At 43.4% G+C, this 13,927-nt stretch carries 14 protein-coding genes and 1 other annotated feature; of the genes, 12 read left to right on the top strand and 2 right to left on the bottom strand.

Annotated features, from left to right (window positions below):
- The first annotated feature begins 17 nt into the window (after positions 1–17).
- The 7 genes from yycF (at position 18) to ABG082_RS18835 (ending at position 7,394) form a co-directional block, all read left to right on the top strand.
- On the top strand, positions 18–725 hold the full coding sequence (yycF, locus tag ABG082_RS18865) for a response regulator YycF (RefSeq protein WP_017359978.1): 708 nt from the start codon (positions 18–20) through the stop codon (positions 723–725).
- Between the two features lie 7 nt (positions 726–732).
- Positions 733–2,571: a cell wall metabolism sensor histidine kinase WalK gene (gene walK / locus ABG082_RS18860; RefSeq protein ID WP_048002616.1), complete on the top strand. Its 1,839-nt coding sequence runs from the start codon at positions 733–735 to the stop codon at positions 2,569–2,571.
- Positions 2,561–3,940 carry a two-component system activity regulator YycH gene (gene yycH, locus ABG082_RS18855; RefSeq protein ID WP_348936402.1) on the top strand — a complete coding sequence of 460 codons (1,380 nt, stop codon included), beginning with the start codon at positions 2,561–2,563 and terminating at the stop codon, positions 3,938–3,940. Before walK ends, yycH begins: the two co-directional genes overlap by 11 nt.
- Complete coding sequence (yycI, locus tag ABG082_RS18850; protein ID WP_024718467.1) at positions 3,927–4,790, top strand: two-component system regulatory protein YycI; 864 nt, start codon at positions 3,927–3,929, stop codon at positions 4,788–4,790. Before yycH ends, yycI begins: the two co-directional genes overlap by 14 nt.
- A 6-nt stretch (positions 4,791–4,796) precedes the next feature.
- Positions 4,797–5,591, top strand: coding sequence for an MBL fold metallo-hydrolase (locus ABG082_RS18845; RefSeq protein ID WP_138279235.1), 795 nt, complete (start codon positions 4,797–4,799; stop codon positions 5,589–5,591).
- Positions 5,592–5,672: 81 nt separating this feature from the next.
- A complete protein-coding gene (locus ABG082_RS18840) occupies positions 5,673–6,860 on the top strand; it encodes a S1C family serine protease (protein WP_317328383.1) in 1,188 nt (395 codons plus the stop codon).
- A 69-nt stretch (positions 6,861–6,929) separates the two neighbouring features.
- Positions 6,930–7,394 carry a GNAT family N-acetyltransferase gene (locus ABG082_RS18835; protein WP_348936401.1) on the top strand — a complete coding sequence of 155 codons (465 nt, stop codon included), beginning with the start codon at positions 6,930–6,932 and terminating at the stop codon, positions 7,392–7,394.
- Positions 7,395–7,433: 39 nt separating this feature from the next.
- Here ABG082_RS18835 and ABG082_RS18830 read toward each other — a convergent pair whose 3' ends face one another.
- Together ABG082_RS18830 and ABG082_RS18825 are read right to left on the bottom strand one after the other, a co-directional pair.
- Complete coding sequence (locus tag ABG082_RS18830; RefSeq protein WP_156061152.1) at positions 7,434–8,315, bottom strand: ABC transporter ATP-binding protein; 882 nt, start codon at positions 8,313–8,315, stop codon at positions 7,434–7,436.
- A complete protein-coding gene (locus tag ABG082_RS18825; RefSeq protein WP_348936400.1) occupies positions 8,316–9,005 on the bottom strand; it encodes an ABC transporter permease subunit in 690 nt (229 codons plus the stop codon).
- Between the two features lie 192 nt (positions 9,006–9,197).
- Positions 9,198–9,468 (top strand) — a binding site (T-box leader).
- Between the two features lie 111 nt (positions 9,469–9,579).
- On the opposite strand from ABG082_RS18825, the gene ABG082_RS18820 reads away from it, so the two are divergent.
- The 5 genes from ABG082_RS18820 (at position 9,580) to ABG082_RS18800 (ending at position 13,900) form a co-directional block, all read left to right on the top strand.
- The gene (locus tag ABG082_RS18820) at positions 9,580–10,440 is read left to right on the top strand and encodes an S-adenosyl-l-methionine hydroxide adenosyltransferase family protein (RefSeq protein WP_017368438.1); all 861 of its coding nucleotides are present in this window, start codon (positions 9,580–9,582) and stop codon (positions 10,438–10,440) included.
- A gap of 14 nt (positions 10,441–10,454) precedes the next feature.
- Complete coding sequence (locus ABG082_RS18815) at positions 10,455–11,012, top strand: ECF-type riboflavin transporter substrate-binding protein (protein WP_348936399.1); 558 nt, start codon at positions 10,455–10,457, stop codon at positions 11,010–11,012.
- A 19-nt stretch (positions 11,013–11,031) separates the two neighbouring features.
- The gene (locus ABG082_RS18810) at positions 11,032–12,747 is read left to right on the top strand and encodes an ABC transporter ATP-binding protein (RefSeq protein ID WP_348936398.1); all 1,716 of its coding nucleotides are present in this window, start codon (positions 11,032–11,034) and stop codon (positions 12,745–12,747) included.
- Positions 12,738–13,565 (top strand): energy-coupling factor transporter transmembrane component T, encoded by an 828-nt coding sequence (locus ABG082_RS18805; protein ID WP_035390091.1) that lies wholly within the window; start codon positions 12,738–12,740, stop codon positions 13,563–13,565. The genes ABG082_RS18810 and ABG082_RS18805 overlap by 10 nt, the downstream gene beginning before the upstream one ends.
- Positions 13,566–13,729: 164 nt before the next feature.
- The gene (locus ABG082_RS18800; RefSeq protein WP_008360116.1) at positions 13,730–13,900 is read left to right on the top strand and encodes a CxxH/CxxC protein; all 171 of its coding nucleotides are present in this window, start codon (positions 13,730–13,732) and stop codon (positions 13,898–13,900) included.
- The last annotated feature ends 27 nt before the right edge of the window (positions 13,901–13,927 follow it).

Genomic DNA, 13,927 nt, shown 5'->3' with positions numbered 1-13,927 from the left:
TGCAGGAGGAAATCACAATGGAAAAAAAGATTCTTGTCGTAGATGATGAAAAGCCGATTGCGGATATATTGGAATTTAACTTAAGAAAAGAGGGCTACGAGGTTCATTGTGCGTATGATGGAAATGAGGCCCTTGAAATGGTAGAAGAAATTAAGCCAGACATTATTTTGCTCGACATTATGCTGCCGAACAAAGATGGCGTTGAAGTATGCCGTGAAGTGAGAAAGAAATATGACATGCCGATTATCATGCTGACAGCAAAAGACTCTGAAATCGATAAAGTCATTGGTCTTGAGCTTGGCGCAGACGATTATGTCACAAAGCCATTCAGTACACGCGAGCTGCTTGCACGTGTAAAAGCAAATTTAAGAAGACAGACGGCTGCTCCGCAATCAGAGGAAGAATCTGAATCAAATGATATCGAGATTGGTTCACTTGTGATCTACCCAGATGCGTATGTCGTGTCTAAGCGTGACGAAACGATTGAGTTAACGCATCGTGAGTTCGAATTGCTTCATTACTTAGCGAAACATATTGGACAAGTCATGACACGTGAGCACTTACTGCAAACGGTTTGGGGCTACGATTACTTCGGAGATGTCCGTACAGTAGACGTGACAGTCCGCCGTCTTCGTGAAAAAATTGAAGACAACCCTAGCCACCCGAGCTGGATCGTAACAAGACGAGGCGTCGGCTACTATTTAAGAAACCCAGAGCAGGACTAAGATTCTTATGAGTAAAGTAGGTTTTTTTCGCTCGATTCACTTTAAATTGACCTTGATTTATGTGCTGCTGATCATTGTCGCCATGCAGATTATTGGCGTGTACTTTGTGAAGCAGCTAGAGCAGTCCTTAATTAATTCATATGATAATTCCTTGAATCAGCGAATCTACTCGTTATCGTATTACCTAGAACAAGATTCATCGAAAAGCAAGGCAGAATTAAAAGAGGATGCTCAAAAGATATTAAACGATTTTAACAACAAAGATGAGTCTAATGAAATTTCTGAAGTCAGCTATATTGACGAAAGCAGAGAGGTCATTGCCTCTGTGAATAACGGCAGTCAAGAGATTGCCGGGAAGAAAATCACAGATCAAATCATTAGCCGTATTTTCGCGGTTGGCAAAGACTACGAGAAAAAATTCTATGACCCAGAATCGAATAAACGAGTCCGCATATCAGCGACAGCCGTGAAAAATGAGAACCAAGAAACCGTTGGTGTCATTTATGTGGTCTCATCCATGGAAAGTGTTTTTAACCAAATGCGAACCATTAATACGATTTTGGCAACGGGAACGCTGCTTGCCCTTGTGATAACCGCTCTACTTGGTATATTCATATTCAGAACCATTACACACCCAATTTCGGATATGAGAAAGCAAGCGATAGAGCTCGCCAAAGGGAACTTTTCCAGAAAGGTCCGAAAGTATGGACATGATGAGATTGGTCAGCTAGCAACGACATTTAACCATCTGACGAGAGAGCTGGAGGAAGCGCAGCTGATGACAGAGGGCGAGAGGAAAAAGCTTTCTTCTGTGATCGCTTATATGACAGATGGCGTCATTGCCACGAATCAAAACGGGGCCATTATTCTATTAAACAGCCCGGCACTAGAGCTTTTGAATGTTTCACGTGAAACAGCTCTAGAGATGCCGATCACGTCCTTGCTCGGCTTAGAGGAAACTCATACATTTGAAGATTTAGTCGAAAATCAAGACTCCATGCTACTAGAAATTGAACGCGAAGATCAGTTGTCTGTTTTGCGTGTCAATTTCTCAGTCATCCAGAAAGAGCATGGGAAAATTGATGGCTTGATCGCGGTCATTTATGACGTGACAGAGCAAGAAAAAATTGATGCTGAACGCCGCGAATTCGTGGCGAACGTATCGCATGAACTGCGTACACCGCTAACGACGATGCGAAGCTATCTTGAGGCACTCGCTGAAGGTGCGATTGGTGATAAAGAGCTTGCGCCAAGGTTCCTCAGTGTCACGCAAAATGAAACAGAGCGCATGATTAGACTTGTGAATGACCTGCTCCAGCTGTCTAAGTTCGACAGCAAGGATTATCAATTCAATCGTGAGTGGACGAATTTTATCAGGTTTATCTCGCTCGTCATTGATCGTTTTGAAATGACGAAGGAGCAGCATGTCGATTTCATCCGGAACCTGCCGCAGCGTGAAATATATGTGGAAATTGATCAAGATAAAATCACCCAGGTGCTCGATAATATCATTTCCAATGCCATGAAATACTCGCCAGAGGGTGGACACATTACGTTCACTGTCGATTTGGATGAGGAGCAAGGTCTTGTGTTATTCAGTGTCAAAGATGAAGGAATCGGTATTCCGAAGAAGGATATGGATAAAATCTTTGAACGTTTTTATCGAGTGGATAAGGCAAGAACAAGAAAGCTTGGCGGAACCGGCCTAGGCCTTGCGATTGCAAAAGAAATGGTTCAGGCTCATGGCGGAGATATTTGGGCTGACAGCATCGAAGGAAAAGGCACAACGGTAACCTTTACCCTTCCGTACAATGAAGAACAAGAGGATGATTGGGATGAAGCGTGAGACCTTTAAAACCATTATATTGACAATCCTAATTGCGATCAGTCTTGTGTTTACGTGGAATATTTGGATGTTCCAGCCCGTCATGCAGGATCAGGCGGATGCCGGCACAAAGGTCGTGGAAACGAAGAAGATTTCAAGCGACGAGCCTCGGAGTCTCATTGATGTCGTGAAGCCGCGTGAGATGTTCATCCATTCCAATGGTGAGCATTTCAAAGTGGATCAAAAGGAACTCTTCCAAAACTTTTGGAATGATGTGAGCCTGTGGGATGTCAAAGAAATTGCTGATGTGTCGGACCAATATTCCGAGCAGAAATTTAAGAATTTCTTCTATGGACGCGAGGGGCAAGGTAAAACATTGGATCTTGTGTTCAATGATCCGATTCCGATTGATATTTTCCAAGCGCTGTTTAAATGGCCGAATAAATCCATTGAATACAACTCGTTTGACCGGATGATTGTGCCGTTCGCTCAGCCGGATAAGGCCAATAAGAAAGTCTATTTGGTTTCATATAGCAAGGAATCGGTGCTTGAGCTGACGATTGAATCTGCCAACTATCGTAATCTGATGGATAGTATTGCAGCCGCTCAAAACGAGATGCCGCGCTATGATCTATATACTTTCTCTACAAATTCAAAACGAGATTTCCTTCTGCCGCAGAAGCAAAAGCAGCTTGAAGCGAAAATGTTCTTTATCGAAACGATTAAGACAAGCAAATTCAAGGACGCTTTGTTTACAGACCCAAGTCTAGTTGGGGAGGAGTCTAATTTAAACCGGACGGTGTATACAGATGGAACGAGTCGTCTTGAAGCAAATCAAAAAGACCACCGCATCCAATATCAGCATCGTAATATCAATTCTAGTACCGTATTCCAAACGGGAGATTTGATCAAGCGAAGCGTGAAATATTTCAATGATAACGGAAGTTTTACCGATAATTATCAATACTTCGGCATCAACAGCAACCAGCAGCTGTCCTTTAATATGTTTATGGATGGACTGCCGATCGTCAACAGCACAAAGCATCCATTTGGTATGACATCACTTGAAGTGCAATGGGCGAATGATGACATCTTGAGTTATAAGCGTCCAAACTACATTCTTGGCAACAAAGCGAGTCAGAGTGAACAGGTCAAACTGATGAATGGGACAGAGCTGAAAAACTTGATCATCAAGCAGACGAAGTATGATGATTTAGAGAAAATTGAACAGATTTTCCCTGCCTATCAAGCGACATCCACGGCATCAGATCAGGATCAAGCGATGTTTGTCTGGCTAGAGCCGGTATGGTGTATGAAATATAACGGAAAAACCGTCATTTTATCGAATGATTTGCTGACAGAGGGGAGCGAGAATCATGGAGTGGAATAAGACCAAAACGATCTTTATCCTAGCCTTTCTCGTTCTCGATATCTTTCTAGGTTTTCAATACTTTGAAAAGCGATCGACCGATCATTTTGCGATTATCGAAAAAACAGATACGCTGGAAGAAATGAAGGCAGACGGAATCAAATATGGCAATCTATCAGATGAAGCGAAGATTGGATATCGCATTACAGCTGAGAAAAAGCAATATACGAAAAAGGATGTCGACGGATTAGCTGATCAAAAGACGAAAAGCACATTCCCAAAAACCGAGAAAGATGATCCTGTCACCCTGCTTGAAATGACCTTCAATAAACCAGTCGCACTGCCGAAAAAAGATATGAAAACAGCAGCGACCAATCTTGTGAGCCAGCGTTTACTGGATGGCAAGAATTATAAGCTCTGGAGCATCGATGAAGAAACAGGTGAAATTGTCTTTTTCCAAACGTATAAAGGAAAATACATCTTCCAAGAAGGTCTTGATGACACCGAAACCATCGGGAAGATCACATTGGATGTGAACGATCAAAACGAGGTCGTATCGTATCGGCAGTCGATGGTGACATCGATTAATGAAGTGAGAAAAGAAACCCTTGTCCCAGCGCTTGAAACGGTGAAGGACCTATATACACAAAATATGCTGAGCCAAAACACGACAGTGAAAAAAGTGGAGCTTGGCTACTACACGCAATACCCAGGTGCAAGCACTCAAGTCATGGTTCCTGTATGGCGAGTAGAGATTGAAGGCGTGGCAACTGGTTCAAAGAAAAAGACAGAGGAAGAATATTTGATCAATGCCATTGATGGCTCAACCCTTGATCATATAGAGAAAGAAGACAAATCTTCATTGGAGTGAGAGAACATGAGCTTGCAGTTCAGTGTACTAGCGAGCGGAAGTACGGGGAACGCTTTTTATTTAGAAACAGACGAGCATGCTTTTTTAGTAGATGCGGGCTTAAGCGGCAAACAGATGGTAGAGCTGCTTGGTCAAATCGATCGTAAGCCGGAAGACTTGGACGGAATTTTTGTCACACACGAGCACTCAGATCATATTAAAGGACTAGGTGTGATGGCAAGAAAGTACAAGCTTCCTGTCTATGCAAATGCGAAAACATGGAAGGCGATGGAGTCACATATAGGGAAAGTGGATACGGAGCAGAAATTCCACTTTGATATAGAGACGGTTCAATCATTCGGCGGTCTCGATGTTGAATCATTTGGCGTATCACATGATGCGGCAGAGCCCATGTTTTACGTATTCCATTATGGCGGGCGTAAACTTGCCCTTATGACGGATACAGGCTATGTGAGTGATCGAATGAAAGGAATTATTAAATCAGCCAATACGTTCGTATTTGAGAGCAACCATGATGTCGGCATGCTGCAAATGGGGCGCTACCCATGGAGCATTAAACGCAGAATTTTGAGCGATGTCGGACACGTATCCAATGAAGATGCGGCTCTTGCTATGACAGACGTGATTGGAGATGCCACCTCACGCATTTATTTGGCCCACTTGAGTCAAGACAACAACATGAAGGACTTAGCCCGTATGGCGGTCCAGCAGACGCTTGAAATGAAGGGCTTTGTTGTAGGGGACGGCTTTGATTTATATGATACGGACCCTAAAAAAGCAACCCCGCTTTGCGCCGTATGATTTTTACAATCGTATGATTAAGATAAGAGCTTCTTACCAACACTATATACATCATCTATTCACTGAAAGGAAGGAAACATAGTGGATTATCGCGATGTAGAGTGGAAGCCGAGACGAAGCAGAAAAGGATATTTCCTATCTGGTCTGATCGGTGTATTGGTAGGAGCTTTTTTAATGGGATTCTTTTTCCCCTATGTGTCTGGACAGAGCGGCAGCCCCTTTGGCTGGCAGTCAGCTGGAGATCAGCAGGCATCAGATGGCCCTTTAAAGACCGTCAATGTGAACGTGAATGATGCGGTCACAAAAGTGGTGTCGAGTATGTCAGATACAGTTGTCGGCGTCATTAACATTCAAAAGTCGAGCTTTTGGGAAGAAGGCGGTGAAGCAGGCAGCGGGTCAGGTGTGATTTATAAAAAAAGGGGTGACACCTTTTATATCGTGACCAACCATCATGTCATCAAAGGCGCAAACCAGCTTGAAGTGAGCCTTCAGGACGGGACAAGGATCGGGGCAAATCTTGTCGGAAGTGATCAGCTGATGGATTTAGCGGTACTCACGGTCAAAAGTGATAAGATTAAGAAAACCGCCGCCTTCGGCAATTCAGACCATGTCAAACCAGGTGAGCCTGTCATCGCCATTGGAAATCCATTAGGCCTTGAATTTGCTGGCTCCGTCACACAAGGTGTGATTTCTGGAACAGAGCGTGCGATCCCTGTTGATTCTAATGGTGATGGACAGACGGATTGGAATGCGGAAGTTTTGCAAACGGATGCCGCCATTAATCCTGGGAACAGCGGCGGAGCCTTGATTAATATGGACGGCAAAGTGATCGGTATCAATTCAATGAAGATTGCTGAGTCAGAGGTGGAAGGGATTGGGCTGTCTATTCCTGCGAATCTGGTGATCCCTGTCATAGAGGATTTAGAGCGCTATGGAGAGGTGAAGCGTCCGTACCTTGGTGTTGGGATGAAATCACTAGCAGATATTGCGAGCTATCATTGGCAGGAAACGTTAAAACTACCATCAAAGGTCACAACCGGAGTCGTCGTGATGAGTGTCGAGCCTTTATCTCCAGCAGGAAAAGCGGGGTTAAAAGAGCTGGATGTCGTGACGTCGTTTGACGGCAAGGAAGTACAAAATATCGTCGATCTGCGTAAATATCTTTATCAAAAGAAAGTCGGCGACAAGGTAAAGGTGCAATTTTACCGAAGCGGAAAGAAAAAATCAGTCGAGATCAAACTCTCCCAAACCGATCGGTTCGGAGGCTAGCCAGTTCCTATAGGGGACTGGCTTTTTTGACATGCTCGGCATATGATTAAAGGAAAGGGGGAGATACGTTTGGTCACATTACAGCCGATGTCACAAACGGATTATGACGTCTTGATAGAGGCATCCATTAAGAGGTACGCAGAAGAAAAGATACTCGCAGGGACGTGGGGTCAGGAAGAAGCGCAAAAGAACGCAGAGGAACAATTTGAGCGGCTGCTACCTGAAGGTCTTCAGACAGAGGATCATGAGCTGTGGACATTCATGCATGGAGACGAATCCATTGGGTGGGTATGGCTTTGCTATGACCGAGATCATCCTCAGCATGAAGGCTTTATTTATAATTTTATTTTGTTTGAAGCGTATCGAGGAAAAGGCTTGGCAAAACAGGCCATGACGACATTAGAAGAGCAGGCAAAGTCATTAGGTGTGAAAAAACTATCGCTGCATGTCTTTGCCCATAATCAAATCGCCCGCTCACTTTATGAGAAAACGGGATTTGCTGAGACTGGAATTTACATGAGCAAGCCTTTATAAAAAAAGAGAAGTACCGTGCGGCGAGCGTACGGTACTTTTTTATGTGGACATCATGGCATCTTGCGTCGTGACTCGGTATAGGTCGACTTTGCATTTCACAAACGCACGGATGATGGCTGGGACTTGAGCTTCTGAACGAATCAACAATGAGGTCTCGTCATCTCTGATCACAAGGTCTGTTCCCACACTTTGTAAGTACTGCGTGAGAACAGGCTTCACCTCATCATCAATCCATGCATGCTTGAAGGTGGCACGAATGGTTGAGGACGTGATGGTTTTCTCTTGAGGATGAGTACTTGAGGACACGATTTTTCCTTCAGATATGAAAGCTGTTTTGGTACAAATAGGCTGGGTGAACCTTGGCTCGTCTGCTGTTAAAAAGACGGTTTTTCCTTCGAATTTTAACGATTCAATCACCCGCTGGATATGTAAGATAGAATCTGCATCAATATCCGCAAAAGGCTCATCGAGTAAAATAAAGTCAGGCTGATGAGCGATGGCCTGAGCCATTCCGAGCCGCTTCTTCATCCCAGGTGTAAAGGCACCGACTTTCTCTTGATGATAACGATGTAAGCCAACAAATTCGAGTAATTCTTCATAATAGCTCGTTTTCTGGCGAGTACCCGTAATTTTCGATAAATAGGCAATATGCTCAATAGCAGTCAGCCCTTCATATAAATCTGTATATTCAGGCAGAACACCGATATGATGACGTACTTTTTTTAACGACGTCATGTTCATCATGATAAACGTGCCAGAGGTGGGGCGGGAGATCCCTGTAATGATATTAAAAAAGGTTGTCTTACCAGCACCCTTCGGTCCAATGAGGCCGAAGATATCCCCTGGATGGATATCAAGGTCAATATGATCTATCGCGACTTTTGTCCGATATTTTTTTGTCAGCCCTTTTGTGTGAAGCACTTAGACATCCCTCCTCTGAAACAGTAGTGCAGTTCCAACGAGTAAGACAACTGTCAATGCGGCATTCATCAGTACATAGGTTAGCGGTTCACTCCAGCGCGCATAATAATAAGGCGTCACGTATTGAAACCAGTGAATCAACCGTTCTGAAGAAAGAACAGACATCATGCTCATGGTTGGAAATAGAAAGGAAAACAACATGCCAACAAACATCGATTTCTGTGGTGTTGGAAAGAGCATGGACAAAAACAAAGCACAGGAGATGCCGACACTGATAAACGTTAATATTTTTAAGGCATCTGAGAACAGAAAACGATGTGAAATCACCATATTTAAAATATATGTGGTTATAATGCAACTGAGCCAAAACAGCATCAGCCCAAGATATTTCCCGATGACAATGTTTAAACGGGTCGTTTTGCTGACGAGAAAACGAATGGTTTTCAAATGAATTTCGCGGCTCAAAATATCATGAGATAATAAAAAAATAAGGAAGAAACCAAATAACGAAATCACTAGTTCATTCCCAATGGAATAAGGGTCCTTTGCCTGTTCCCACTTCCCTTGATAAGCAGCTATAAATGGAAGACTTGATACAAAAGTAGATAAAATGAAAATAATAACAATAGTTAAGATGGATTTTGTGCTTTTGAAGAGCTGCTTAAATTCATTCATACAGATGGTCCACACACACTGTACCTCCCTTCATCTTTATTATACCGCTAGAAAAGAAAGACACCATATCTCGCTCTTTAACATTTGCTTAAATTTTATAAAAAAGAAGACTCTTCCAGAACAGTTAACTCATTTTTAAAAATGTTCAGAAAAATATCTTGATTTATCAAAAAACATCATGTATGATAGCTTTAATTCAAGATAGTTAAACAGGCAATGACGAGAGAAAGTACAATCATCAATTTTTCCACAGAGAGCTTCGGCAGCTGAAAAGAAGCAAAAATAATGATTCGAAAAATGGTCTCTGAGCCTCGTGCTGAACATATCCATGATATTAGTAGGTGACGACGAGAGTTGGTACTCGTTATCAAAACCACAGTATATGAGCCAAATTGGAGCTTTGTACTTGTAGAGGCTGTTTAGCGCGAGCAAACAGTAAATAAAGGTGGTACCACGAGACAAATACCTCGTCCTTATGATTCATAGATAAGGATGGGGTATTTTTTATTGTCCACTTTTTTTCATACAAATGTTCAAATGTTCCACGTGAAACACCACAACCATTTTTTCAAATGAAAGGGAGATTAACATGAGTGAACATGCATTGGTTTTGCAATCAGATTTCGGTATTGATGATGGAGCGGTCAGCGCAATGTACGGCGTAGCCAATACAGTGAGGAGTGGCATCCGCATTTTTGATTTAACTCACAACATTCCCCAATACGACATTTGGGAAGCGTCTTATCGCTTGCTTCAGACGGTCACATATTGGCCGGAAGAAACGGTATTTGTCTCCGTTGTTGATCCAGGCGTTGGATCAGAGCGAAAGAGCCTTGTCGTCAAAACAACAAGCTCACACTACATCATCACACCTGATAATGGGACACTTACGCATGTCGCACAGGATATTGGCATCGTGGAGGCTCGGTATTTAGATGAAACCATCAACCGTCTGCCGAAGTCAGGCAAATCACATACATTCCATGGTAGAGACATTTACGCCTATACAGGCGCGAGAATTGCTTCAGGTGTGATTTCTTTTGAAGAGGTCGGGCCAAAGGCGAATATAGAGGACATTATTCACCTTCCAGTCGTACAAGCTTATGCGGAAGAAGAAGTGATCACAGGGACGATTGATATTTTAGATGTGCGGTTCGGAAACCTATGGACAAACATTCATCATACGTTATTTGAACAGCTTTCAATCAATTATGGGGATGCAATAGAAGTTACCATTGCCAACGGGCCAAAAAATGTGTATAAAAATATCATGACCTATGGACGATCTTTTGCCGATTTAAAGGTAGGCGAACCACTCGTATATGTCAATTCACTCGATCATTTAGGCGTGGCGATCAATCAAGGGTCATTTGCAAAGGCTTATAACATCGGTACAGGCACAGGCTGGCGCCTTTCGATTCGCAAAGCTCCGCGCATTATATACGAATAAGAGGAGGAAACATCATGGCAGGTAAACAACTTTCAACGAAAACTGTCGTTGCCATCGGGATTGGCGCAGCCGTCTTTGTCATTTTAGGACGCTTCGTCTCCATTCCAACTGGAATTCCGAATACACAAATTGAAACATCGTACGCGTTCCTTGCGTTAATGGCCGTGCTATTTGGTCCTATTGCAGGCGCATTGATTGGATTTATTGGTCATCTCATTAAAGATGCCACCACATTTGGACCTTGGTGGAGCTGGATTATCGTTTCGGGTGTTGTTGGTTTATTGATCGGCTTCATTTCTAACCGTTTAAAAGTAGAAGAGGGCGACTTTGGCTGGAAAAAAATCGCGTTCTTCAACGCCGTCCAAGCCGGCGCACAAGCATTAGGCTGGTTTGTCATTGCGCCGGTACTCGACATTGTGATCTATGCAGAACCTGCAAATAAAGTGTTTGTTCAAGGAATCGTAGCAGGAATCTCAAACATCATCACAGTCGGTGTCCTAGGCACCATCATCATTGCGGCTTATGCGAAAACAAGAAGCAAAAGCGGCAGTCTATCGAAAGAAACATCATGAAGCAAGGTGGAACACATAAATGAAGAAACCGATGATTCAATTCGAACATTTCGGATTCAAGTATCGCAGTCAGGCAGAACCAACATTGAAAGATATCAACCTGACCATCTATGAAGGAGAAAAAGTCCTCATCGCAGGCCCGTCTGGATCGGGAAAAAGCACACTAGCCCATTGTATCAATGGGCTAGTTCCTGCGTCTTATAAAGGTTCTATGGAAGGAAGTCTTCACATCGGCGGGAAAAATGCAGAGAAAGAGAACATTTTCTCTCTTTCACAGCTCGTCGGAACGGTGCTGCAAGATCCTGATGGACAATTTATCGGGCTGACTGTAGGAGAAGATATCGCGTTCACACTTGAAAATGATCAAGTCACACGCGAAGAAATGAAAACACGTGTCGAGAAAGCGGCAAAATTAACAGAGGTAGACGGCAAACTGGCATCATCCGTGCATGAGCTGTCAGGCGGTCAAAAACAACGTGTCGCTATTGCAGGCGTACTTGTCAACGATGTCGACATTTTGCTGTTTGATGAACCACTGGCAAGCCTTGATCCCGCAACAGGTAAAGAAGTGATCGACCTCATTGACCGTCTGCAAAAAGAAACGAAAAAAACGGTCGTGGTGGTGGAACATCGATTGGAAGACGTCCTCTTCCGCCATGTCGACCGCATCATCGTTGTCAATGACGGCACGATTGCAGCGGATATGACACCAGATGAATTGCTCGCCTCAAATGTGTTAGAAGCCGCGTATTTACGTGAGCCTTTATATGTGAGAGCGATGAAATATGCAGGAATTCCGATTGCAGCAGGAGATCAGATCGCTAATTTACAGCATCTCACCTTAAATGACGAGGCAAAAGAGAAAATCGAACAATGGATGGAAGCATCTGAGCCGTTAGTCGAGCAGAATGCAGCGCCGGATTTACTAGAAGTGCGCGAGCTGAGTTTTGATTATCCAACAAGACCTAACACACTGAACAACATCTCTTTTACCGTCAAAAAAGGAGAAATGATCAGCATCGCCGGTGCCAATGGCGCAGGCAAGACGACACTATCCAAGGTGCTCTGCGCATTTGAAAAGCCAACAAAAGGGACAATCCTTTTAAATGGCGATGACATCACCGCAGACACCATCAAACAGCGCTCCGAACGAATCGGTGTCGTCATGCAAAACCCAAATCAAATGATTTCTAAACAAATGATTTTTGATGAAGTCGCACTAGGTCTCGTTTTAAGGGGCGTAAAGGAAGACGACATCAAGGATCGTGTAGAGCGGGTTTTAAAAGTGTGCGGGCTGTATCCATTTCGAAATTGGCCGATCTCAGCACTCAGTTTTGGACAGAAAAAACGCGTCACCATTGCATCCATTCTTGTGTTAGAGCCAGAAATCATCATTTTAGATGAGCCAACGGCCGGTCAAGATTTTAGACATTACACAGAGATGATGACGTTTTTAGAGCAATTAAATCAGCAGGGAGTCACGATTTTGATGATCACCCATGATATGCATTTGATGCTCGAATACACAACAAGAACCATTGTCATTTCAGATGGAGAAAAAATCGCAGATGATACACCAGCCAAAGTGCTGACAGATCAGCTTCTAGTCCAAAAGGCGAGCTTAAAGGAAACGTCGCTCTATGAACTGGCGCTAAAAGCAGACTGGCCAAATCCAAATGAACTCGTGGATCGCTTCATTGAGGTTGACAGAAAGGAACGAATGACATGGCTGTAGACATGCTGTCCTATATCGATCGCCCGTCGCCGATTCACCGGCTGACAGGTGCCACCAAACTCATTTGCTTTATCCTCTGGTCATCCGCAGCGATGCTCACATATGATACAGGCGTATTAGTGTTTATGTTAGTAGCCAGTATCGTGTTCTTTCAACTGTCGAATGTGCGATTTCGTGATATCTCCTTCGTGGTGATCGTCCTGGCGATATTCCTTGTGATCAATAACATCGCCATTTACGTCTTTGCGCCTCAGCAAGGTGTCGCCATCTATGGAGCGAAGCACGAGCTGTTTCATATTGCAGGCTGGTACAATGTCACACTTGAACAGCTTTTCTATCAACTGAACATTACACTGAAATACGTGACCGTGATGCCAGCGGCGCTTTTATTTATCGTGACAACAAATCCAAGCGAATTCGCCTCATCGCTCAGCCGAATTGGGGTCAGCTACCGGATTTCCTATGCGGTAGCGATTGCTTTGCGCTATATTCCAGATATTCAGCGTGATTTTCGCACGATTGCCATTTCTCAGCAAGCAAGAGGCATTGATTTATCGAAGAATGAAAAACTGGGAAAACGAATTAAAAATGCGCTGTCGATTGTAATGCCGTTGATATTTTCTAGCCTAGAGCGGATCGAGACCATCAGCAATGCGATGGAGCTGCGCGGGTTTGGGAAACATAAAAAGCGTACATGGTTTACGGCGAAAGACTTTCAAAAAGCAGATTATGCGGCGTTATTGTTTGTTGGTGTGGTATTGATCGTGTCGCTAGTGATTACATTTGTTAGAGGAACGAGATTTTATAATCCGTTTTGATAGAAGGAAGCCTTCACAGGAGTGGAGGCTTTTTTATTTGGTTTGTGGATAAAAGGTGTGGAAAATGGTAAAAGACTATTAACATGTGAATAAATCGGTTATATTGAACAATGAGCGAAATACTTGTGAATAACCAGATAATATATTGGAGGAATTAGAAACTTATGAACAAATCACTTTATGCTTGTGCAGAACATATAGAAACCGTACTAGACATGTACATAGATGATCACGAAACACCGCCAGAATTCAGAAAAATCGAACATACACACAGCTTATCCACAACCTGTGAATTGTGCGATGAACCTGCAATATATATAGTGGGGAACGAATGATCGGACACAAAATACACAAATTTTATC

The sequence above is a fragment of the Bacillus sp. BS1807G30 genome, from assembly GCF_040047675.1.
GTDB classification, from domain to species: Bacteria; Bacillota; Bacilli; order Bacillales; family Bacillaceae; genus Bacillus; species Bacillus altitudinis.
This window is presented reverse-complemented; position numbering and strand designations above follow the sequence as displayed.

Excerpts from the sequence above, each read along its gene's own strand:
- yycF (WP_017359978.1), top strand. The coding sequence starts at position 18 with ATGGAAAAAAAGATTCTTGTCGTAGATGATGAAAAGCCGATTGCGGAT.
- walK (WP_048002616.1), top strand. The coding sequence starts at position 733 with ATGAGTAAAGTAGGTTTTTTTCGCTCGATTCACTTTAAATTGACCTTG.
- yycH (WP_348936402.1), top strand. The coding sequence starts at position 2,561 with ATGAAGCGTGAGACCTTTAAAACCATTATATTGACAATCCTAATTGCG.
- yycI (WP_024718467.1), top strand. The coding sequence starts at position 3,927 with ATGGAGTGGAATAAGACCAAAACGATCTTTATCCTAGCCTTTCTCGTT.
- ABG082_RS18845 (WP_138279235.1), top strand. The coding sequence starts at position 4,797 with ATGAGCTTGCAGTTCAGTGTACTAGCGAGCGGAAGTACGGGGAACGCT.
- ABG082_RS18820 (WP_017368438.1), top strand. The coding sequence starts at position 9,580 with ATGAGTGAACATGCATTGGTTTTGCAATCAGATTTCGGTATTGATGAT.
- ABG082_RS18815 (WP_348936399.1), top strand. The coding sequence starts at position 10,455 with ATGGCAGGTAAACAACTTTCAACGAAAACTGTCGTTGCCATCGGGATT.
- ABG082_RS18810 (WP_348936398.1), top strand. The coding sequence starts at position 11,032 with ATGAAGAAACCGATGATTCAATTCGAACATTTCGGATTCAAGTATCGC.
- ABG082_RS18805 (WP_035390091.1), top strand. The coding sequence starts at position 12,738 with ATGGCTGTAGACATGCTGTCCTATATCGATCGCCCGTCGCCGATTCAC.
- ABG082_RS18800 (WP_008360116.1), top strand. The coding sequence starts at position 13,730 with ATGAACAAATCACTTTATGCTTGTGCAGAACATATAGAAACCGTACTA.